This is a genomic window from Brevibacterium sediminis, assembly GCF_013623905.1.
GTDB classification, from domain to species: Bacteria; Actinomycetota; Actinomycetes; order Actinomycetales; family Brevibacteriaceae; genus Brevibacterium; species Brevibacterium sediminis.
Window position 1 is genome coordinate 90,757 of the sequence record NZ_JABKDD010000010.1, and the last position, 21,126, is coordinate 111,882.

Genomic DNA, 21,126 nt, shown 5'->3' on the forward strand with positions numbered 1-21,126 from the left:
ATGTCCGTTCGCCCCGACACCGTTGCCCACCCCGAATCCGCAGCCCACACTGACTCGCTCACTGACACCGAAACCCGCACCGCCGCCTCGGCGACGTTCCTCACCTCGCTGGAGAACCGACGGGTGCCCCGCCTCGGCGGATTCTCAGTCACCCTGCTGCGCCTCGAACTGCTGCGGAAGCTGCGCAACCGGCGCACATTGATCTTCACGATGATCATGCCCGCGGTCTTCTACCTCATCTTCGGCCTGACGAACAAGGGCGAGATGCTCGGCAGCACGGACGCCGCGCTCTACATCTCGGTCTCCTTGGCCACGTATGGGGCGATGATCGCTACCACCACGGGTGGTGCCCAGGTCGCCATCGAACGCGCGCTCGGGTGGAGCCGGCAGCTCGCACTGACACCGTTGCATCCGGCGGCCTACATCCTCATCAAAGTGATCGTGTCCATGGCTCTCGGCGCGGTGTCCGTCATCGTCGTCTTCGTCCTCGCCGCCGTCACCGGCGTCCACGCACCATTGGGCACTCTGATGGCCTCCGGTCTCCTCGTCATCCTCACCTCCGGTGTCTTCGCTGCCTTCGGCGTCATGCTCGGATACCTGCTGCCGGCCGAGAACGCGATCCAGGTGGCCAGCATGGTCCTCGGCATCCTCTCGCTCATCGGCGGACTCTTCGTTCCACTCGAGATCTGGCCCGACACCCTGCAGACGATCGCCCGCTTCACCCCGGCGTACGGAGTCGGCGAAATCGTCCGCGCACCGCTTGGCGGGGGTTACGATCATTGGGCGATCGTCAGCGTGATCGTGTGGCTGGGGATCTTCGTGGCAGGTTCGGCCTGGGCCCTGCGCCGAGACACCGCACGAGTGTGAGGCCAATGGTCGCGAACGGGCCACGACACCGCATAAGTGAACGACGCGAACACGACGACCAGCATGACGACCAGCGCACAGTGACCGAGGAAGGACCACAGTGACCACGCACGACAGCATCGGTGAGGCGAGGGCAGAGTCCTCGCCCGTCGGGCTGCGTTCGCTCAACTTCATGAGTTGGTTCTTTCCGTTCTTCTGGCTCGTCTTCCTCGTCTACCCCCTGAGCGCATCGTTCCAGCTCGGCGGAGCACAGCGGATCTGGGGCGTGAGCCTCACCGCCGCATTCGCCGTCATCTTCTACGGCGGAATGATCGCCGGCGGGGTCGGTCTCGGCACCTTCGCCCGCACGATGCGCGATCCCCACGCCCGCCGTACCCGCCGGGCGCTCATCATCGTCAATGCTTCGATCATCGCAATGATCGTCATCACTGCGGTGGCCGTTCCCATCGTCGGTGAGCAGGCGCTGGCATTCCTCGCCTATATCTCCGTCCTCTCCGTCGTCTCGATTCGGCGGGTGATACCTGGCCTCATCATTGCGGCATCGACGCTCATCGTCGCCGAGGCGGCCCAACGTCTCGTCCCCGGGTGGACTCACGATTGGTCGTCCACCTTCGGGATCTCGATCTCCGGGTTCGCCATGGTCATGGCGCTCATGGCCGGCGACCGAGCCCGCGCGGCACGGGCGGCAGAAGAGGAGAACCGGCGACTCGAGCGGGAGGCCGAACGCTTGCGCGTGTCCCAAGTCGTTCATGATGTGCTCGGACATTCGCTCACCGTCATCGCGCTCAAGGCGCAGCTGGCGGCGAAGCTCGAAGCGGCCGGCTCGCCTGATGCGGCTCGGCATATCGCCGAGATCGAAGAACTCGCCCGTGGTGCGCTGGCCGATGTCCGGACCACAGTGCAGGGGACACGGACGATCTCCCTGGCCGAGGAGCTCGTCGAGGCGACTCGTGCGCTGCGCGCCGCCGACATCATGGTCGAGGCTCCTACCTCGGTCGATGTCGTCGACCCACGGCTGCGAGAACTCTTCGCCTGGAGTCTGCGTGAAGGCAGTACGAACATCCTTCGACATGCCCGAGCCGGACGGGCCACCATCGTTCTCGAGAGGAATCGATTGACCATCAGCAACGACAACGGTCGCCGCGATGACCCTGCGCACCCGGTCACGGAGCTCAACCTCGGCGAGGTGGGTGCCGGGTCCGGCCTGCAGGGACTGCGGAGTCGGGCCCGCGCACTCGGCGGGAGCCTGCGGACGCAGCAGGCCGACGCCGGTTTCGAACTCATCGTCGAAGGAGCGGATGCGGACCTCGCGCGTCCCCGCGGGGACGCAGGTGGCGGCGAACTCGACGCGGGCGATGCCGATCTCAACGCTGAGAGAGGTGAGATCGGTGACGACGCTGCTCATTGCTGACGATCAGACCATGGTCCGTGAGGCGCTCGCCGCCCTGCTCGGCATGGAATCAGACTTCGAGGTCGTCGCCCAGTGCGCTCGCGGTTCCGAGGTCGTGCCGGCGATCACCGCGACTCGACCGGATGTGGCGCTGCTCGATGTGGACATGCCCGAACCCGATGGGCTCACCGTCGCGGCCACACTCAAGGACAAGTTTCCCGAGGTCAAGGTCATCATCGTCACGACCTACGGGCGGCCCGGCTGGGTTAAGCGCGCCCTGGACGCCGGGGTCAGCGGGTTCATGGTCAAGGACGCTCCGGTCGACCACCTCGCCGAGGGGATCCGCCGGGTCATGGCCGGGATGTCGGTCATCGATCCCGAACTCGTCGTCGAATCGACGATGCACGGGGCGTCACCGCTGACCGCGCGGGAGACCGATGTTCTGCGCGCGGCCGCCGACGGGGCGAGCGTCGACGAGGTGGCAGCTCAGTTGTATCTGTCTGCCGGCACCGTGCGGAATCGTCTGTCCTCGGCGATCGGGAAGACGAACGCCCGCAACCGTGCCGATGCCGCGCGGATCGCCGCAGAGAACGGCTGGCTGTAAGGGACGCCGACCCCGGCGGGACGAGAAGGAGGGGATCCACTTCGCAGCACGCCGAGACAGGGGGTCACCAGCTGATGAGGTCCCGGACCGGACGCGGTACGCGCGATGACTCGTCGAACAGGACACGGGAGCGCGGAGCACGATTGCGCAGTAGGGTCAGACCGCACGGGACGAGCGCAAGAGCAAGACACAGCCCGCCGACTCCGGGCTCATGTTCCTTGAGGATTCCCATCCCGAGCCAGCCAGCGGGAAGGATCAGCAGGCTTCGCACCAGCCCGAAAGTTCGAGATCGATAGGCGGCGACGGCGATGAGAACAGAGCCGAGAATGGTTCCGACGGAGATGACAACAGGAACTCGCCAGAAGGCATAGGCAAGTTCTCCGTAGCCATCGAGGAACAACGAGGACGCCGAGTCGCTTCCGAGCCGTTCGACCAGATTGAAAGCGGTGGCATCGACCCCTAGATAGAAGATCCGCGCACTGAGTCCGAACGTCATCAGACAGGCTCCGAGCGCAGGGATCAGCGGAGCTCGGCGGGCCGAGATGTGAGCGAGCGCGATCATCGCCGGTATCAGTACGAGGGCACCGATGAGCTGGAGCGTCCACCCCGCGGTGGAGAGTCCTGGTGCTCGTTCATGGACCACGATCAGCATTGGTGCGGCAAACGCATCCGCATCGAGTGCATCGAGCTCAGTCGGAGTCAGGGCCGCTGACTGCCTGGCCAGCCACTGCAGAAACAAGCCCGACGTCCACGCCAGAGGACCGACGATCAGCGTAAGACTGCCGAGAACCTGCCCGGGAAACGGGCTCCAACGGTCGAACGTCGAGCCGGGCGCGAGGTGGTCGTCGGGAGTGCCCGGAGGAACCGACACTGTGAAGCCTCCTGACTGACGATGAGAGTCCAGCGGCGCGATTTCGGCTGAGGACAAGGTGCACTGCCCCGTTGACGAGTCTAGGCGAGGAATTCCCCCGGTTCCAGAGTCGGACGCAGATCCGCGGAGAACGGTTGGCTGTAGCGCTCAGCCAGTCAGGCTGTCACCGCCGCAGCGCCTGTCCCCAGGTCAGCTTCGGTCCCGTCTTCAGGATCGAGCGTTCGAAGATCCTCGTGGCCAGCAGCAGCGCGAGCAGCGTGGTGACGATGAGGATGAACAGGGACACCAGCGGCTCCCACCATTCGATGGTGCCGAGGAAGACTCGCATCGGCACTGCCACCGCCGCGGAGAACGGAATGTAGGACAGCACCGCCATGACCGTTTCGTTCGACGAGAAGATGATGACGCCCATGTAGGGGAGGAATATGAGCATCATGATCGGCGTGCTCGTCGACGGCAGGTCCTCGGTGCGAGAAACCATCGATGCCGCGGCCGCGTAGAGGGCGGCGACCATGACGAAGCCGACGATGAAGAGCGGGACGAACCAGGCGATCGGTTCGGCGACCTTGCCCAGCACCAGGTCGTTTCCGCTGATGGCAGCGCCCGCGAGGACCGCAATCGCGGTGAGTCCGATCTGTGCGAAAGCGAGGATCGTGCAGGCGATGACCTTGCCGAACATGAGCACCCGCGCCGAGGTGGACGCGAGCAGGATCTCCACGATCCGCGACTGCTTCTCCTCCACCACTGACGAAGCGATCGTGTTCCCGAACGTCATCGCCGCCATGAAGAACACCAGGCCGAGGCCGAGCCCGATGAAGTAGGTGAGCGCTGGGTCGGGGGCGTCGGGATCGAGGAGTTCGACCTCGGGGGTGAGGCTGAGTGCCCCGATGAGTGATTCCGGTGCCGAGCGCAGGGACAGCACGGCGACCCCGGTCGGCGAATTCTGGGATTCGACGACGGCGGATTCGACCTCCTCGGAGGTGATCAGGGCTTTTGCCTCGTCGACGTCAGCGACTTCGACGGTCTCGATATTGTCGATTCCCTCGACGGCTTTCGCCCCCGCCGAGGTGACCGCCACCTTGTCCGTGGAGGAGAACAAAGAGGGCAGCGCCCCGGAGACCCCGACGAGGACGCCGAAGAGGACGATGCTCAGGATCGTCGAAACCATGAACGCCTTCGACTTGATTCGCACCATGATCTCGCGTTCGATGACCAGGCCCATGGCAGTGGTGAAACCGGCTCGGTTCGTGCTGACTGGAGACTTGTGGGTGCTGTCGGCTGCGGTGGTCGTATCGGTGGTGCTCATGCCTGCGTGACCTCCTGGAAGAGACGGTTGAGGGCGACTTCGTGCGGAGCGAAGGACGACACCGATGAGACGGTGAGCGCTTTGCGCAGAACCGCCTCGGCAGTATCGGCGTTCGGGGCTGTGAACCGGGCCCAATTGCCATCGAGTTCGACGACGGAGATATCGGGCAGACCACGCACCCAGCCGAGGTCCGCATCCGTCTGCAGCGTCCACTCGGGCAGGCTGCGCTGACGGCGCAGTTCCGCGGTGGTGCCGGCTGCGACGAGGCGGCCGTCATTGATGATGACGAGGTCGTCGACAAGGCGTTCGACGAGGTCGAGCTGGTGACTGGAGAAGAGGACCGGAGCGCCGGAGGAGGCAAAGTCGGTGAGGACGCCCAGGGTGCGTTCGACGGCTACGGGGTCGAGGCCGGAGAACGGCTCGTCGAGGACGAGGGCCTGCGGGTCATGGATGAGAGCCGCAGCGATCTGGACCTTCTGCTGATTGCCGAGGCTGACTGATTCAAGGGTGTCGGTGGGTTCGCCCTTGAGCTCGAGCTGTTCGAGGAGGTCGAGCCCGCGCTTCTTCGCCGCTTGGCGGGTGAGTCCGTGGAAGCGAGCGAGGTAGACCAGCTGATCGATGATCGGCATCTTGGGGTAGAGGCCGCGTTCCTCAGGCATGTAGCCGATCGCGCTGCGGTGGCCGGCGGTGATAGGGGTGCCGTCGACGAGGATGCGCCCGGAATCGGCGGCCAGGACGCCGAGGATGATCCGCATGGTCGTGGTCTTGCCGGAGCCGTTCGAACCGGCGAAGCCTGTCATCCGACCGTCGCCGATGTCGAAGCTGAGGTCGTGCAGCACCTGCTTGTCTCCGAAGCTGCGGTTGATGTTCTCCAAGGTGATCATGCTTCAACGCTATGCGGAGACCGGCCTGAGCGGATCAGTCTTGAGGGTGAATTCGGTACCCTGCGTGAGGGGGATCGCGGCTCTTCGCGATCGAGGGTGCAATCGGGGTCGGTCGGCGCTTGCGAAGACTCCGAATATCCCCTGTTGCGTGGTTCGGTACGCGAGTATCATTCAGCCCATGACGAGACCGAGTGAGATCCTCGGCAGCGTAGTCGCCGCCAGCGAGCGCGAGCAGCTTGAGACGTTCCTGGATTATCTGCGCGACGCCGTCGTGCGCAAAGTCAGCGGCCTGTCGGAGGAGGATGCTCGGCGCAGCCCAGTGCCGAGCGGCACCAGCCTCGGCGGCTTGATCAAACACCTGCGTTGGGTGGAGTTGGGAGCGTTCGCTGAGCAGATCGGGCAGATCCCCGCCGCGGAACTGCCCACACCGCCGTGGACCGACGCAGACCCTGAGGCTGACCTGCGGCTGGAGCCGGACGAGAAGCTGCACGATGTCATCGGTGCCTACCTGGAGGAGTGCGACCGCTCCCGAGAGATCGCCGCCCAGCACAGCCTCGACTACGTACCGCCGGGCGGAAAGTTGACGTTGCGGTGGGTGTACCTGCACGTGGTCCTGGAGACCAGCCGGTACGCGGGACACGCGGACATCGTGCGCGAGATGATCGACCGCAGCGTCGGCGACTGACTGCTCACCGCGCGCCATCGGTCCGTGTTCCGGCGGCCGGGCAGATGCTTCAGTAATTGAAAGTCGAACTACTGAGTAGTCGAAACCGAAACTACTCAGGTGGCCCCGGACTACCTGTCTATTGCTGAAGAGCGGGGTCTGAGCAATGTAGTTGAGTCTGCAATTCCATAGCTTGGAGGAGTTCGACCAGCTCCTTTTCTCCCCATCCCCGAACTTGATCGCACTTAGTCGTGCGCGGTCAGGGATTCGAAGCGAGCTGAAATATCTTGCTCGACTTCGAAATGAGGAATGTATGACCCGGTTAGGTCTGCGCGTGCGCGCCTGGTGGGCTGCACTCACAGCTGTGCTCATGGTTGCTGCCGGCGGCGCCATTGTGCTGCCGGCCGCTCCGGCTCAGGCGGCACCCGTTTCGATCACCTGCGAGCCGGGCGTCGTCTATTCGGTGTCACAGGCGGGGCAGATGCGTGAAATCTCTGGCGGATCGCCAAAGAATGTTGGCGATGCTGCAAGTGGCGTCAGCAACTTCAACGGACTGGGCATTGGAACGGACGGTTCTGCAGTCTATGCCTATGAGCGCAACTTCAACTGGTTGGGTTCGGAAACGGGTCTTACCGTCTACAGGTTCAACTCGAGCACGGGCAAGTGGGCGTCAACGGGCAAATCAGTGACCGTAAGCGGAATCGGTTTCATCGGCGGGGCGGTTGATCTCTCCACTGGACGGTACTACTTCGGCGGCTACACCAGCAGCGGCACGTCATTCAGGCTCTATGTCTACGACGCCTCGACCAATGCCATAACCTACAAAGGCACCATCGATACGAGTGCCGACTCCGGTGGCGCGGCCAACGGTGACATCGCCTTCGATACCAACGGAAACCTCTTCATCGTCAGGGGATCTGGAACCACAACAACCGTCTTCTCAGTGACTTCGGCCAACTTGGCGAAGGCAAACGGCGGCACCATCTCCTCGTCGAAGTCCGCGGGCTTCACGACGAACTCCAATGTCAATGGCGTGTCCTTCGACGCCGCCGGCAAGGCGTATCTCGGTACCGGCGACACCATCACGAGCTACGATATGCCCAACTGGTCGAACAAACAGTCGTTTGCCAGCGGATCTTGGTCGAGCACCGACCTCGCGTCGTGCTCCTCGCCGGCGACCATCACTCTTCAGAAGGACGTGCAGGGCGGGCGTGCGAAATCGAGCGATCAGTTCGGTCTCTCCCTTAAGCAGGGCAGCACGGAACTCGGTGCCACCACAACCACTGGGACTCAGACCGGGATCCAGGACGAGATCGTCGGACCACTGCCCGCCAAGCGCGGCGCCGAGATTGTCTTCTCCGAATCCGCTGCCACAGGTGCCGACCTGGGCAACTACGCCAGCACCTACTCGTGCGCCGTCGATGGCAAGGCACTTTCGGGTTCCTCCGGTACCGGAACCTCGGGCACAGTCACCATCCCGAACACCGGCGACGCCGTCGTCTGCACGATTACCAATGCTCCGCTGACTGCCAACGTCTCCATCCACAAGGACGTCGTCGACGAGAACGGTGAGAACAAGAAGCCGGGCAAGGACTGGACAGTTGGCGCGAAAGCGACGGCCACAACCGACTCGGTGACCTCGGCCCCGACGGCAGCCACGCAGAAGACCGACGCGAACGGCAATGCGAAATGGGGGCTGAAGTTCTCGAAGACCACCGGCCGGGCTACCGTGGCGATCTCGGAGACCCAGCAGGACGGGTTTGAGTTCAAGAGCGGCAGCTGCGACATCACTCGAATCGACGGGTCCAAGACCACCACGAAGCTCACGAGCGACAAGAGCACCGACCTCACGGGAATCAAGCCCGGCGACAACGTCGACTGCACCTACCTCAACAAGGTCAGCGACACCGCACTGACCCTAGTGAAGAAGGTCGACAACAAGGCCGCCGCCGGCACTTCCAAGGACACCGACTGGACGCTCAAAGCCGCGGGCGATGCCGCCTCGGGCAACAAGACGATCGAAGGCAAGACAGGATCGATCGAAGTGACCAAGGCAAAGGTGAAGGCGGGCAAGTACGCTCTCTCCGAAACCGGCGCTCTGAAGGGCTACGAAGCCTCCGACTGGGTGTGCAAGCCGTCCTCCGGCTCCGGAACAGTCACCTCCGATAAGAGCTCGGTGACCTTGAAGTCCGGCGACGATGTCACCTGCACCGTCACGAACACCGCGAAGACCGGTGCCGTGACCTGGGGCAAGACCGACGAATCCGGCACCGCTCTCAAGGGTTCGGTGTGGACTCTCACCGGACCCGACGGGTCCGAGCTCACGATCGAGGACTGCGCAGCCGCCTCGGCGAGCGAATGCACCGGTCAGGACAAGGATCCGGCAGCAGGGAAATTCTCGGTCACCGGCCTCAAATGGGGCGACTACACGCTGACGGAGAAGAAGGCCCCGGCCGGATACCTCCTCGACGACACACCACACACGTTCACGGTCTCCGGATCCGAGCTCGACAAGTCGCTCGGGTCGTACACCAACGAGCAGAAGCCCCAGGTGGCGCTGCCGCTCACGGGTGGAACCGGAAGCCAGATCTACCTCATCGGCGGAGCAGCTCTGCTCGCAGCCGCCGGTGCCATCGCACTTCTCAAGGGCCTGCGCCGCAGGAACCGGAAGCACTGAAAGGGAAACAATGAAAACTAAGAAACTGGGTCTTCTGCGGCGTCTGACCGCGGTGGCCGCGATCGCCTCGCTGAGCGTGCTCGGCATGACCGGCACGGCGCAGGCCGACAGCAACGTGGGCAACATCGACACCGGTCGCTCCGGTTCGATCATCGTTCACAAGTACGACGGCGCCTACGGCACCGACGGTGGCGACGGCTCGGTGAAGACCGACACCTCGAACCTCGGCACCCCACTCGACGGCGCCGAGTTCACTGTCAAGCAGGTCACGGCCAAGGGCGGCCAGGCCATCGACCTGAAGACCCCTGAAGGCTGGGACCTCATCAGCGGGCTCAAGGCCTCCGAGGTCAAGGCCGGCGGATTCTCGCTGGGCAACGGCATCGCGAAGACCACCGCAAACGGCGGACTCGCGACCTTCGAAGGTCTGCCGCTCGGTCTCTACCTCGTGGAAGAGACCAAGGCTCCGACGAACGCGACCTCGACCACGGATCCATTCCTCGTCACGCTGCCGCTGTCGCAGTCGAGCGGCAAATGGCTCTATGACGTCAACGTCTACCCGAAGAACTCGGTGAACAAGACGCAGCCGACGAAGGAAGTCTCCAACCCGACTGCGCCCGTCATCGGTTCGACCGTCGACTGGACGATCACCGCGCCGGTCCCGGCCGCGAACAACGGCTACAAAAAGTTCTCGATCGTCGACCAGCTCGACTCGCGCCTGGAATTCGTATCTGCCAAAGTGGCCGGTTTCACCGAAGGCACCGACTACAACATCGTCAGGGACGGTCAGACCGTGACGATCAACTTCACCAAGGTCGGACTCGGCAAGCTCACTGCCGGTCAGAAGGTCGTTTCCACCATCACCACGAAGGTCACCTCTCAGGGTGATGGCACCATCGAGAACACTGCGCTCGTCAACACCAACGATTCGACTGTCGAGACCCCGGCCGTGAGCACGAATTGGGGCTCGCTGCAGATCATCAAGCACGTCGCCGGCGACAAGGCACACACTCTCGCCGGAGCCGAGTTCGACATCTTCTCCGACAAGAACGGACAGAACAAGGTCGCCTCGGTCAAGACCGCGGCTGACGGCACTGCAACGATCACACTGTGGGTCGGCAACAACGATGACACCACGCAGAAGTACTGGGTCAAGGAGACGAAGGCTCCGACCGGCTACATCCTCGATGACTCCCTCAACGAGGTGACCGTGAAGGCCGGCGCCACCACCGCAGCCGTCAAGTACGAGTTCGCCAACACCCAGCAGGGCCACCCCGAACTGCCGCTGACCGGTGCTGACGGCAAGCTGCTCGCGATGATCGCCGGAATCGGCCTCATGCTCATCGCCGGCGGTGCAGGCGTCGTCGCAGCCAACCGCCGCAAGAACCAGGTGTGATCCACTCACCTGAGGGCAGGCATTCCACCGAGGCTGCCGTGCCGGGCACGTCCACGCGGCGTCCGTCCCCCGACGGGCGCCGCTGGCGCGTGCCGATTCTCTCCCTCGTCATCGCGCTCATCGCTCTGACCGGACTGAGCATCTGGACCTACCCGAGTGCGGCAGCGTGGTTCTCCCAGCTCGACCAGTCGAAGATCATCGGAAAATCGGCGACGACGACCGAGGGCGACAAAGTCGAAAACGCCCGTCAGATCGCGCTCGCCCACAAGTACAACCAGGCTCTCGAATCCGGTGCGCAGTTGGAGTCGAACCACCGGCTGCCTTCGGGGAAAGGGACCTCGGCCGAGGGTGCCCCAGCGTACGAGGATGTGCTCGACGACGGTGGACCCGGAGTGATGACCCGTCTGCGGATCCCCTCCATCGATGTGGACCTGCCCGTCTACCACGGCACCGACGACGCGACCCTGCTCAAAGGGCTCGGCCACCTCGAGGGCACGAGTCTGCCTGTCGGCGGGGACGGCACCCATTCGGTCATCACCGGCCACCGAGGTCTGGCCGACGCGACCATGTTCACCAACCTCGACAAGGTGGGCAAGGGCGACCGATTCACCCTGACGACGTTCGGACAGGTGCTCAGCTACCAGGTGGTTCGCACCCAAGTAGTCGACCCGGACGAGACCGAATCTCTGGGCACGATCTCCGACCGCGACCTCGTTACGCTCGTTACCTGCACGCCCTTGGGCATCAACTCCCAACGGATCCTCGTCACCGCTGAACGCGTGTACCCGACCCCGGCCGCAGACCAGGAATCCGGGCTCGCGGAATCCGACCTGCCCGGCTTCCCTTGGTGGATCGTCATCATGGGTACGGGTCTCGTGGCAGCCGGAATCTACGTCTGGTGGTCAGGCCGTCCGGTCCGCCCGAAGGGCGAGAGGCCGAAGACCGATACCCCCGCCGAGGCGGACGCTCAGGCCCGTTCGACGAGGGTTAAGCCTTCGCGCTTCCCACGGCATTGATCCGGCCAGTGTCGCGGAGCTTGAGCAAGTGTTTCGGAATGTCGCGGCGCCGTTCGGCACCGAGCTTCGCTCGAGCCTGCAGCACATGTGACTCGACAGTGCGCACTGACAGGACCAGGCGTTGACTGATCTGCACATTCGTCAGTCCCTCGGCGACGAGTCGGCACACCTCGAGCTCCCGTTCGGTCAGGGTGACGGCTGGAGCCGCAGCATCGGAGATCGCGGTGTCCTCAAGTGGCTGCGGATCTTCCGGAGGCGTGGCAGCCCGCTGTCGCAGCGCGTCGAGTGCCTCGCCGGCCACGCGTGCGCGGGAACTGAGACGTTGAGCGAGGAACAGAGCCCTGGACTCGGCGAAGGCGTGGCGGGCGGCACCCCGGTAGCCGACGGACCGCAGTTCCAGACCGGCGGCCAGGAGCGCCTCGGCGTCCTCAGCGGCCGAGGCATCGAGATGCCGCCGCGCGGCACGCGGCCCGGGCAGATTCAGGTCGGTGGATTCGTCCGGAAGACTCTGGACCGCCTCGGCGGCGGTGATGGTGCCGTCGAGGACGTGCGCATGAGCGAACACGGTACGTATCCACGCAGGCATCGGGCCGGGATTCGACGCCCCGGGTCCCAGCAGGAAGGCGGCTAATCCATCGTGGAAGCGATAGCCCTGCGTCGGAACCGAGCCATCGCCCGACGTCGGGCGATAGTACGGCGCATTGCTGCGTTGCCACCGTCCGAGGGTGTCGCGCAATCCCCATCCCACCGCCAGCAGTGCCGGGGTGACAGTGGCTGCGACGGCCGCATAGTCCCGTGCGGCCAGATCGGTCTCTCCATCAAGCAGGCGCTGGATGCCGATGCACCAGGATGCCGTCGCATTCAGCTGCCAGCCGCTGTGGGTTGAGGCCCCGCTCGCGGCTTCCAGCAGCTTACGGGTGATGAGTTCAGATCGCTGTGGTTCGATTCCGGCCAACAGGCAATTCACCGTCGCTCCGACCATGAAGTACCAGGCCATGGTGTAGGTGAAACCCGTGAGTGACCTGGGGTTGGCGCCGGTGAGTCCGACGTAGTATTCGTAGCCTTCCTTAGCAGCTGCGATGAGTGCCTCTGCGTTGTCCGTCTTGAGGTGGTACTGGCACAGAGCCGCATATGCGGCGAAGCGCAGAGCATCCGGCGCTGACTGAGAATCGGCGACCGCGCGAGCGTCATCGAGGCGGGTCATGCCACTCCCGGCGAACGAGGTGACGAGGTTCGCGATACCCGGAATGACCGGATCGACTTCGTCTCGCAGGTGATCGGTCCACCACTGAGGAAGCTCGGGTTCACCTGCGAGTGCCGCGGCCGCAGTGAAGAGCAGCTCGAGCAGAACCGGTTCGCGCTCGCAGCCCAGAGGTCCGTGCTCGACACCGGATCTGATGAGGGCGATCGCTCCAATTCGATCGCCGCTGAGGAGTCGGGCTGTGATCGTCTGCAGCTCCCATTCGAGCAACATCGGCGCATCGTTCCGGGCCACATCTTCAACCAGGTGGAGCATGATCGATGCCTCCATCGGGTCACCGAGCCGATTGAGTGTGCGCGCCGCCTTGAGCAAGAGCACTGCATCGGAGCGGTCGATCTCGCGGCTCTCACCGATGACATCACGAGCCAGACCGATCTCCGCAGCTTCACCGACCGGATAGCCGGCTTGCCACAGGATCGCGAGCCGACGATTGAATTTCTCCTCGTCCGCGGAATCGGCTTCTCCGATGAGCTGGTTGGCCATGGCACCGATGTGCAGAGGTGGGACCGCCACGGACGGCTGACCGCTGACCTCGAACTCTCGGGCCAGACGCAGGTCGATAAGGCGGGAGACAGCCGAATCCCCGAAGAGCTGTTTGGCTGTTCGGGTGGGCATGGGGCTGAGATCGCCGAGGCGGCGAGCAGCGATGAGTGTGGAATCAGGCATCCGCGGATACAGCGGAGCAAGTCGCGACAGCACCCTGGTGCCGAAGAACGGCGTATCGAAGCTGGCGTGCGGGTAATGGCGGGGAACTCGGTCGGGGTCCTCTTCTGCCCAGGCGACGAGGTCGGCCGCGACCAAGGGTCTGCCTCCGCACAGTGCCGCCAAAGTGCGCAGCTGCAGGTCATCGAGTGGAGTCGTCGCAGACAGACCCGCTACGAGTGCCATGGATTCGCTGCCGGTGAGCGGCGCCAGATCGATGCGATCGACTTCACCGGCGCTCCAGCTCATGGCGATCTGCTTGAGCACGCTGTTGCCGCCCTGATGGACCGTGCGCAGAAGATCACCATCGACGAGGTAGGCCACCGGTACTCGAGAGACGTGGAGAGCCTGGTCGATCACGGGCGCGGTGTCGCCCGTGAGCAGGTGGGCCCCGCTCATGATCCTCGGTCCCCCGGCGATCCTGCCGGCGTCGACGAACTCCGCGACCTCCTCGGTAGTGGTGTGGGCACTGATCCGCAGCAGGGACTGATCGGGACGACCAAGAGCAACAGCCAGCGACCGTCCGAAATCCAGGGCGCCGTCGCCGGTCAGACAGACCACGATGACGGAGCGACCGGAGCGGAGCAGGTCGAGGATCTGGTTCGATTCCCGGCTGCGCGTCGGTGCCAAATGCACAAGACGGTCGTAGGCGGGGTCGACGGGGACGAAATCGTCCGAGCTGTGCATCGGATGCTACCTTTCCGGTCGTCGCAGTGACACAGCCAAGGGGGATGAGCTGTGATGCGTCGGTTCGACCGTGAACGCAGTGGTGGGGTCATCTGGGGAGCGGCGAACCGCCGAAAGGCGGTCCGCTGGCCAGTATATTACTCCCGTCGTCGCCGCGGTCTCGACTGGTGAGATATCACGGTCATGGCCTCAGCCCCCGATCTTCGCCACCCCGTTCTCGTACGCCCAGATAACAGCATGGATGCGGTCACGGATTCCCAGTTTCGACAACAGGTTCGACACATGCGTCTTCACGGTCGCCTCACCGACGAAGAGATTCCCGGCGATCTCGGAATTGCTGGCCCCGGTCGCCACCAGCCGCAGCACCTCGAGCTCCCGGTCGGTGAGGTACTCGAGTTCCGGGGCCGTGGTGGTGGCCGGTTCCGGGGTGGACACAGAGCGTTCGATGACTCGCCGAGTGACCTCGGGGGAGAGCAGGCCGTCTCCGGCGGCCAGGGCGGTGACGGCGTCGATGAGCTGTTCGGCCTCGGCGGTTTTGAGAAGGAACCCGCTGGCCCCTGCGGCCAGAGCCTGGAAGAGGAAGTCGTCGCGGTCGAAGGTTGTGAGCATGAGAACGGCTCCGGCTGCCCCGCGGCGGACGATCTCCTCTGTCGCCTCGAGCCCGTCCATGACCGGCATCTGCACATCCATGCAGATGACGTCCGGGGCGAGCTCAAGTGCCTTGTCGATGGCGATCTGCCCGTTCTCAGCCTCGCCGACGACAGCGATGCCGTCCTCGCTTTCGAGGATCGTGCGGAAACCGGTGCGAACCATCGACTGGTCGTCGACGAGGAGGACGCGGATCATGTGGATGCCTTCGCTGGAGATTCGGGGGACAAGTGACCTGCGGTGCTGCGAGGGTAGGGGATCCGCGCGCGCACGATCCAGCCGCCGCGGGATTTCGGCCCTGCCTCGAGGCTGCCGCCGAGAGCATTCATACGTTCTCGCATGCCGACGATACCCAGGCCGAGCCCTTCGCTCGTGGAACGAAGTCCGGAGTCTGCCTGGACGCTGTCGGGTGCTGCTGATGCCGGCCTTCCGGCAGAACGGGTATCGCTGACCTCCACCTCGAGATCGGTGCTGCCGTAACGCAGCCGCACATCCACCTCGGCGCTGGCGCCCGCGTAGCGCGAACAGTTGGTCAGGGATTCCTGAATCACGCGGTAGATCGACATCTCGGTGATCGGAGTGAGCGGGCGAGGGGCCCCGATCGTCGTGTACTCGACAGTTTGGTCGAATCGTCGGGCTGATTCGATGAGTTCCGGAAGGTCGCCGAGGCCGGGGTTGCCTTTCGTCGAAGCTGCCGTAGCCGTGTCGGCCGGTCTTTCAGCCGTTTGGCCACCGGACGCGGCTGTGGCGTCCGTGGCGGCGGTGACGTCGGTCGACGAGTCCGTGTCGCGCAGCGTGTAGACGAGGGCACGGAGTTCGTCGACGGTCTCGCGGGTCGAGGATTCGATGACCTGGAGCGATTCCTTTGCCTTGTCGGGGTTCTTCTCGAGGCTGCGACGTGCAGCGGCGGCGTGGATGCCGACCCCGGCGATATGGTGGGCGACTCCATCGTGGAGTTCCCGCGCGATGCGCACGCGTTCGAGGTCGAGGGCTTGCCGAGTCAGCTGCTGTTCCTGCTCGCGGACTTCTTCGTTGGCCGCGCGGAGTTCCTCGAGCAGTCGACGCTGCTTCCACGCGCGGTTGCCGAAGAGCCACGCGCCGCCGAAGAAGACCGTGTTGATCAGGAAAGTCACCCCGGTAGCCGCGGCGAACTGGACGAAAGTCAGGTCGCCGAGATCCTGGAACTGCAGGGCCGCCGAGACGATGACATAGATGAGAATTGCCAGACACAGCAGACAGCGTGAGATGAAAGCTGCGCGTTGACTGTAGCGAAACGCGCCGATCGCGTAGACCGATGTGAAGAGAACGATCTGAGAGACACCGGGTTCCATCATCTGCAGGATCTGCGCGGTGACGTAGAGCGTGGTGATTAACCATGCGACGAAATTCGGGAAACGACGACGCCACAGCAGGGGAACGGTGACTGCGATTGAGAGCACGCAGACAACCCACAGCGGTGCTTTGAACTCCCAGAACCCGCTGCCCTCATAGAGGACGGCGAAGATGAGCGAGCCGACGGTGAGGGCGGCAACGAGCCAGAGGTCGGACCGGTTCGGCTTGCGAGCCTCGGCCGACAGGCGTGCCGAGGTCCGTGGTTCTCTCGTCCTGTCCTCCGTCATCCTTCCAGCTTAGACAGTGACGTGCCCGGCCGGTATCCGCCGCAGTGGGGAAATCAGATGCCGCGGCTCCGGCAGTCGGTGGAGGGATTGAGCGTGCGGGACCGGGCGGCTGCCGGTAACCGGATCAGCCCATGCTCCCTGTGACGACACGAGCCAACGCCGCGTCGATCGGATGCGGCTGCGGGCGCCCGGATTCATCGAGAGTGTTCCAGCGCTGACGATTGGTGAACACCGTCACCTGCTTGCCTGTGTCCGCCCGGGTGAATGTGAGCGCTCCTCCGCCCCACACCGAACCGTCATGTCCCCACCAGACGGTTCCGTCGTCGGATTCGCGTCGGTGCAGGCCGAGCCCGTATTCGATCGTCGTGCCCTCGAACGAGATCACCGGAACTGTGCTCTGCATCTGTTCGAGCGATTCCGGTCGAAGCAGCTGACCGTCGATGAGGAGACCGAAGAACCGATTGAGATCGGCCGTCGTCGACACCAATGAGGCGGCGGGACCCACCCACGACATGTCGAAGTCGGTGAGGTCGACCGGCGGATCGGCCATGCCGAACCACGACTCGTACAGATGAGTATGCGCAGCCGCCAGCACGGACCCGACCGGAAAGTAGGTGTCGGGGAGATCGGCGGGTTCGATGACTTCGGTGCGGATGTGCTCTTCGGCAGATGTGCCGGTGACGGACTCGATGAGTTCGGCAAGGAGCAGATAGTTCGTGTTCGAGTATCTGCCGGGCAGGCCGCCGGGTTCGCCTGCGGGAGGAGCTCCGACTCCGATGCCGATGAGCTCTCGTCGGTCGAAGCGGGTGAACTGCTGCTCGATGAGGCTGCGCGGACTCGTCTGCGCCAGGTTCGGAAACGCCCGCAGCGTGTCATAGATGACGGGTAGGTATTCGTTGAGTCCGCTCGTGTGATTCGCGAGCATCCGCACGGTGATCGCCTCCCCGCGAGTTCCGGGCACGAGCTCGGGGAGGTAGCCGCCGATCGGGGCGTCCAGGTCGACGATCCCCTTCTCGACGAGCCGCAGCAATGTCACCGTCGTGAAGGTCTTTGCGATGCTGCCGACCCGGTGTTGGAGCTCGGGCGTCATCGGCGCCTTCGCTGCGACCTCGGCGAACCCTGCGCATTCACACACGATCTCTCCGTGGTCGACCACCTCGGCGATGATGCCGGGCAGGCCTGCCCGGTGGGCCTCGAGTACCGCCTCGGCCAAGTCGTGTCGGGTGTGAGTCTGGGAGCTGATGGGGTGTGTCATGGTTCTTCCTTTCATGCTGTTCGTGCGCGTGGTGAGCGGTGCAGGCGTCGTGGATCGTTGTTCGCCGAGGTGGCTGCTCGGGTGAACATGAGGACGACCGCGATAAGCCCTGCCGCACAGGGGAGGAGCCCGATCGTGCCGATGAGCGGCGGCAGTCCGGTGTCTCCCGAAGTGTCCCGGACGAGAAGGGCGAATGCCGCGACCGAGGTGCCGGTGAGAGCGAGCACCACGGCCGCCCACCGGATCCATCGGCTGCCCCGATGCGCTCGCCAGATCGTTGCGACCCAGCCGAGGACGCCGAGCACGCCGACGACCGTCAAGGACGCGGCGTAGAAGTTCACGCCTGACGTGATCTCATCCTGGGACATCGATGGGTAGCCGCTGCGGATGTGTTCGCCGATGAGCGGCCTGCCCAGCTGTGCGCTGACGATGGCCAGTACGGTGAGTCCGAGTCCGACCCAGAGGGCGACGTAGGTCGAACGAGAATACTGCCTATTCATGATGGTGCCCCTTCTCTTGTGTTATACAGCGTAAATCGTGGTTCTCATGCTAGTTTTACGCTGTAGAGCAGGTCAATGGAGGAAAACCCGAGAGTTCGTGAGGGAGGCGGCCATGGTGAAGCGAAGTGATCGCGCAGCAGGTGCGACTTCGAGCGGCAGGCGGAGCGAGTCCGGCGCGGCGCGTACGCGGGGCCAGCATGCTGGTCTGAAGCCGGAATCGATCGTGAGGACCGCGATTGCCATCGCCGACGAAGAAGGTCTGGCCTCTGTGTCGATGCGCAGGATCGGCGCCGAACTCAAGGTCGAGGCGATGGCGCTCTACCACCATTTCCCGAACAAGGGTGCGCTGCTTGACGCCGTCGTCGAGCAGATATCGACTTCCGTGCCGCCAGTCGAAATCGCCGGATCACCGTGGGACGACGTTCTGAGGGGGTACGCCCGGTCGCAGCTGAACACTCTGTCCGAGCATCCGAACCTCGTCGATCTCGTCATGACCCGCCCGGCGGTGACCACCGGAAACCTTGCTCTGTTGGAGGCACTCGTCGACTTCCTCTGCGCCGCCGGGTTCTCAGCTCGCCGCGGGCTCGACATGATCTACACCATCCATGAGTTCGTTCTCATGCATGCCGCGCTCAATGCCGAGGTTGGAAAGGCCGCCCGCAGAGGCGCGGTGCGAGCCGAAGGTGGCGAACGGGGCGGAGGCATGAGCGGCGAGCTGCGCCAAGCGGCTCATCTCGAGGGAATCTCCGAGGCGGACTTCCCGCGTCTCGCGGAGGCGGTCAGTGCGGCTTCACGTCGACCCTCAACCGCTCGATTCGAATTCGCACTCGACGTCCTCATCGCGGGATTCGCCGATGTGCCCGAAGGCGGTCGCTGAGGCGGGGGTCACAATGCTCGGCTCGTTCGGGGCTCGGCGCGTCTCCGTGTCGCCAGGCCGAGCCATAGTGCTCCCACGACAGGCGGAAGGAAGAAGACGAGCTTCACGGCGGGTGGGAACTCCGGCTGTGCGGCGTTGAAGATCGCCACTGCGAATCCGACGGCGATCAGCACGCCCCCGGTCCATCGCCCAGCGCGAGACTGGGACACGGTATCCGAGAAGCTGATGAGAGAGGCGAGGACTGCCACCCCGGCGGTCGCGAACAGGTAGGTCAGCGTCGATGAGGCCGCTTCGCCGAGGCTGGTTCCGGATGGGTTCGGGTATGAGTACGCGGAGGTGAGCAGGTGTGAGATCTGGTCCGCGCTGGCAATGGTCGTGATGATCGCGGCGACGGCGGCGGTCCCGCCTGCGAATGCGGCAATGCGGATGGCCTTCATTGTTCGGTCCTGTTCTGAATTTGGTTGATACATTGTGTCTCAATTGCACTCGTCACTCTATTTAGACATAATGTATCAAGTCAAGGGTTGATGGTTCGTCGATTCATCGAAGGAGGGCGATGGCACGCACGCATCGGAGTGAGGCTGATACGCGCATCCGTGTATCCGAGGCGATCATCGACTACGTCGCCGAACATGGCGTGGGGGTGCGCCCCGAGATCCCGATGGAGGTGATCCTCGAATCAGCGCAGGTCTCTCGGGCCTCGGCCTATCGCATCTGGAGGGGCAAGGAGGCGTTCGGCGCTTTTGCGCTCGAGCAGTGCGTGAGCGGGCACGCGATGGCCACCCTCAACGCCGATCGTGCGCTCGAGCTTGCGCGGGCCGCGGAGAGTTCGACTCCCGGTCGTCTCGAGGCCGCAGCTGAGTTTCTCTGCTCGGCCGCGGACGAAGAGCTCGACATCCTCCTCGAATCAGACCGGTGGCGTGCGTTCGTCCGTTTCCAGGCGATCGCTGCCGACGATCCCACCTCCGAGGTCGGTACGCTTCTGGCGAAGATCGAATCCGAGGACATCGAGCGAATCGCTCGGATCTATGAGACGGTCGCCGCCGTCTGGGGACTCGTCCCGATTCCTGAAAGTGGAACCCGATCCATCGCCGAGGCGGTGCTCCTGCTTGCCCGCAGCTCCATCGGTCGCATCGTCTCCGGCCGCGATGAGACTTCGGCGCGAGGGATCTACGCCGAGGCGCTGAGAGGACTCATCCGAGGGTCGTTCCGTGAGGTGCCGGGCACTCGTGTGGATCTCGACGCCGCGAGAAGGCAATGGGGCGAAGGCTCTGGCGAAAACTGATCAGTCCTTCTGAGCGACGACGACGGCCAGATCCCGGTGCTGCCAGTGCATATGGGTGGTCAGTCCTGCCTCGGCGAGCCAGGTCAGCTGCTCATCGAGCGAACTGGGGGTGTCGTCGATCCAGTCGATCGGCGTGACGACGTCCGCTGGGTCGGCGGGTACGACGAGATCACCGAGGACGAACCTCCCGCCTGTCTCGAGCACCGATGCGATGCGGGCGAAGAGGTCGGCCTTGCCGGGGCCGTCGAGGTGGTGGACGGCGAGCATGGACATGACCAGATCGAAGGGCCCGTCCGGCAGCGGTTCTTCCAGGCGACCCGACTGCAGTCGGGTGCGTTCGGGGTCGAGGGTCGCCTCGGCGGCGGCGAGCATCTCGGAACTCGCGTCGACGCCCAGCAGTTTCGCCTCCGGCAGGGCTTCGAGAACGCGCTGTGCGGTCAGCCCGCTGCCGATGCCCAGATCGAGGATCGACGTCGGCGCTCCTGTCGCTGCCGCAGCCGCCACTTCCGTCTGCAGACGCGGGTAGTCGGGGATCTCCTCGGCCATGAGCGCCAGATAGGTCTCCGGATCCCACTCGAAATCGGACATAACAGCTCCTTCGCCGCCCGGTGTGAGTCGGT

Annotated in this window: 19 protein-coding genes; 9 read left to right on the forward strand and 10 right to left on the reverse strand. The window is 64.3% G+C overall.

All coding sequences use genetic code 11. From position 1 onward, the window contains the following. The 3 genes from HK108_RS13585 to HK108_RS13595 all read left to right on the forward strand — a co-directional run bounded on the left by HK108_RS13585 (position 1) and on the right by HK108_RS13595 (position 2,861). The gene (locus tag HK108_RS13585) at positions 1 to 867 is read left to right on the forward strand and encodes an ABC transporter permease (protein ID WP_181271892.1); all 867 of its coding nucleotides are present in this window, start codon (positions 1 to 3) and stop codon (positions 865 to 867) included. Positions 868 to 967: 100 nt separating this feature from the next. After that, entirely contained in the window at positions 968 to 2,278 is a 1,311-nt protein-coding gene (locus tag HK108_RS19130; protein ID WP_181271893.1) for a sensor histidine kinase, read from the forward strand. Beyond that, complete coding sequence (locus HK108_RS13595) at positions 2,256 to 2,861, forward strand: response regulator transcription factor (protein WP_218973609.1); 606 nt, start codon at positions 2,256 to 2,258, stop codon at positions 2,859 to 2,861. The genes HK108_RS19130 and HK108_RS13595 overlap by 23 nt, the downstream gene beginning before the upstream one ends. A gap of 64 nt (positions 2,862 to 2,925) precedes the next feature. Here the strand turns inward: HK108_RS13595 and HK108_RS13600 are convergent, their stop codons facing one another. From HK108_RS13600 to HK108_RS13610, 3 genes are all read right to left on the reverse strand, one after another. Further along, the gene (locus HK108_RS13600) at positions 2,926 to 3,732 is read right to left on the reverse strand and encodes a hypothetical protein (RefSeq protein WP_139909385.1); all 807 of its coding nucleotides are present in this window, start codon (positions 3,730 to 3,732) and stop codon (positions 2,926 to 2,928) included. 163 nt (positions 3,733 to 3,895) lie between these two features. Beyond that, entirely contained in the window at positions 3,896 to 5,038 is a 1,143-nt protein-coding gene (locus HK108_RS13605; RefSeq protein WP_181271894.1) for an ABC transporter permease, read from the reverse strand. Next, positions 5,035 to 5,922 (reverse strand): ABC transporter ATP-binding protein, encoded by an 888-nt coding sequence (locus HK108_RS13610; protein WP_181271895.1) that lies wholly within the window; start codon positions 5,920 to 5,922, stop codon positions 5,035 to 5,037. Before HK108_RS13610 ends, HK108_RS13605 begins: the two co-directional genes overlap by 4 nt. A 178-nt stretch (positions 5,923 to 6,100) precedes the next feature. Between HK108_RS13610 and HK108_RS13615 the strand changes: the two genes are divergently transcribed. The 4 genes from HK108_RS13615 (at position 6,101) to HK108_RS13630 (ending at position 11,672) form a co-directional block, all read left to right on the forward strand. Then, positions 6,101 to 6,607, forward strand: coding sequence for a DinB family protein (locus HK108_RS13615; RefSeq protein ID WP_181271896.1), 507 nt, complete (start codon positions 6,101 to 6,103; stop codon positions 6,605 to 6,607). Positions 6,608 to 6,899: 292 nt separating this feature from the next. Further along, positions 6,900 to 9,263 carry a SpaA isopeptide-forming pilin-related protein gene (locus HK108_RS13620; protein WP_181271897.1) on the forward strand — a complete coding sequence of 788 codons (2,364 nt, stop codon included), beginning with the start codon at positions 6,900 to 6,902 and terminating at the stop codon, positions 9,261 to 9,263. Positions 9,264 to 9,273: 10 nt separating this feature from the next. Further along, entirely contained in the window at positions 9,274 to 10,656 is a 1,383-nt protein-coding gene (locus HK108_RS13625; protein ID WP_181271898.1) for a SpaH/EbpB family LPXTG-anchored major pilin, read from the forward strand. Next, entirely contained in the window at positions 10,653 to 11,672 is a 1,020-nt protein-coding gene (locus HK108_RS13630; RefSeq protein ID WP_181271899.1) for a class C sortase, read from the forward strand. The genes HK108_RS13625 and HK108_RS13630 overlap by 4 nt, the downstream gene beginning before the upstream one ends. Here the strand turns inward: HK108_RS13630 and HK108_RS13635 are convergent. The 5 genes from HK108_RS13635 to HK108_RS13655 form a co-directional block, all read right to left on the reverse strand. Beyond that, positions 11,644 to 14,322 carry a helix-turn-helix transcriptional regulator gene (locus HK108_RS13635; protein ID WP_181271900.1) on the reverse strand — a complete coding sequence of 893 codons (2,679 nt, stop codon included), beginning with the start codon at positions 14,320 to 14,322 and terminating at the stop codon, positions 11,644 to 11,646. The genes HK108_RS13630 and HK108_RS13635 overlap by 29 nt on opposite strands. Positions 14,323 to 14,511: 189 nt before the next feature. Continuing rightward, positions 14,512 to 15,168, reverse strand: a complete 657-nt coding sequence (locus HK108_RS13640) for a response regulator (RefSeq protein WP_181271901.1) — start codon at positions 15,166 to 15,168, stop codon at positions 14,512 to 14,514. Then, entirely contained in the window at positions 15,165 to 16,589 is a 1,425-nt protein-coding gene (locus tag HK108_RS13645) for a sensor histidine kinase (protein WP_181271902.1), read from the reverse strand. Before HK108_RS13645 ends, HK108_RS13640 begins: the two co-directional genes overlap by 4 nt. A 124-nt stretch (positions 16,590 to 16,713) precedes the next feature. Continuing rightward, a complete protein-coding gene (locus HK108_RS13650) occupies positions 16,714 to 17,844 on the reverse strand; it encodes a serine hydrolase domain-containing protein (RefSeq protein ID WP_181271903.1) in 1,131 nt (376 codons plus the stop codon). An 11-nt stretch (positions 17,845 to 17,855) separates the two neighbouring features. Then, entirely contained in the window at positions 17,856 to 18,344 is a 489-nt protein-coding gene (locus tag HK108_RS13655) for a hypothetical protein (protein WP_181271904.1), read from the reverse strand. Between the two features lie 223 nt (positions 18,345 to 18,567). On the opposite strand from HK108_RS13655, the gene HK108_RS13660 reads away from it, so the two are divergent. Continuing rightward, a complete protein-coding gene (locus HK108_RS13660) occupies positions 18,568 to 19,221 on the forward strand; it encodes a TetR/AcrR family transcriptional regulator C-terminal domain-containing protein (RefSeq protein WP_181271905.1) in 654 nt (217 codons plus the stop codon). A gap of 8 nt (positions 19,222 to 19,229) precedes the next feature. On the opposite strand, the gene HK108_RS13665 is transcribed toward HK108_RS13660, so the two are convergent. After that, positions 19,230 to 19,658: a hypothetical protein gene (locus HK108_RS13665; RefSeq protein ID WP_181271906.1), complete on the reverse strand. Its 429-nt coding sequence runs from the start codon at positions 19,656 to 19,658 to the stop codon at positions 19,230 to 19,232. Positions 19,659 to 19,777: 119 nt separating this feature from the next. Between HK108_RS13665 and HK108_RS13670 the strand changes: the two genes are divergently transcribed. Continuing rightward, positions 19,778 to 20,506, forward strand: coding sequence for a hypothetical protein (locus HK108_RS13670; protein ID WP_181271907.1), 729 nt, complete (start codon positions 19,778 to 19,780; stop codon positions 20,504 to 20,506). On the opposite strand, the gene HK108_RS13675 is transcribed toward HK108_RS13670, so the two are convergent. Beyond that, the gene (locus HK108_RS13675) at positions 20,507 to 21,094 is read right to left on the reverse strand and encodes a class I SAM-dependent methyltransferase (RefSeq protein WP_181271908.1); all 588 of its coding nucleotides are present in this window, start codon (positions 21,092 to 21,094) and stop codon (positions 20,507 to 20,509) included. It lies immediately after the preceding gene. Positions 21,095 to 21,126: the final 32 nt, after the last annotated feature.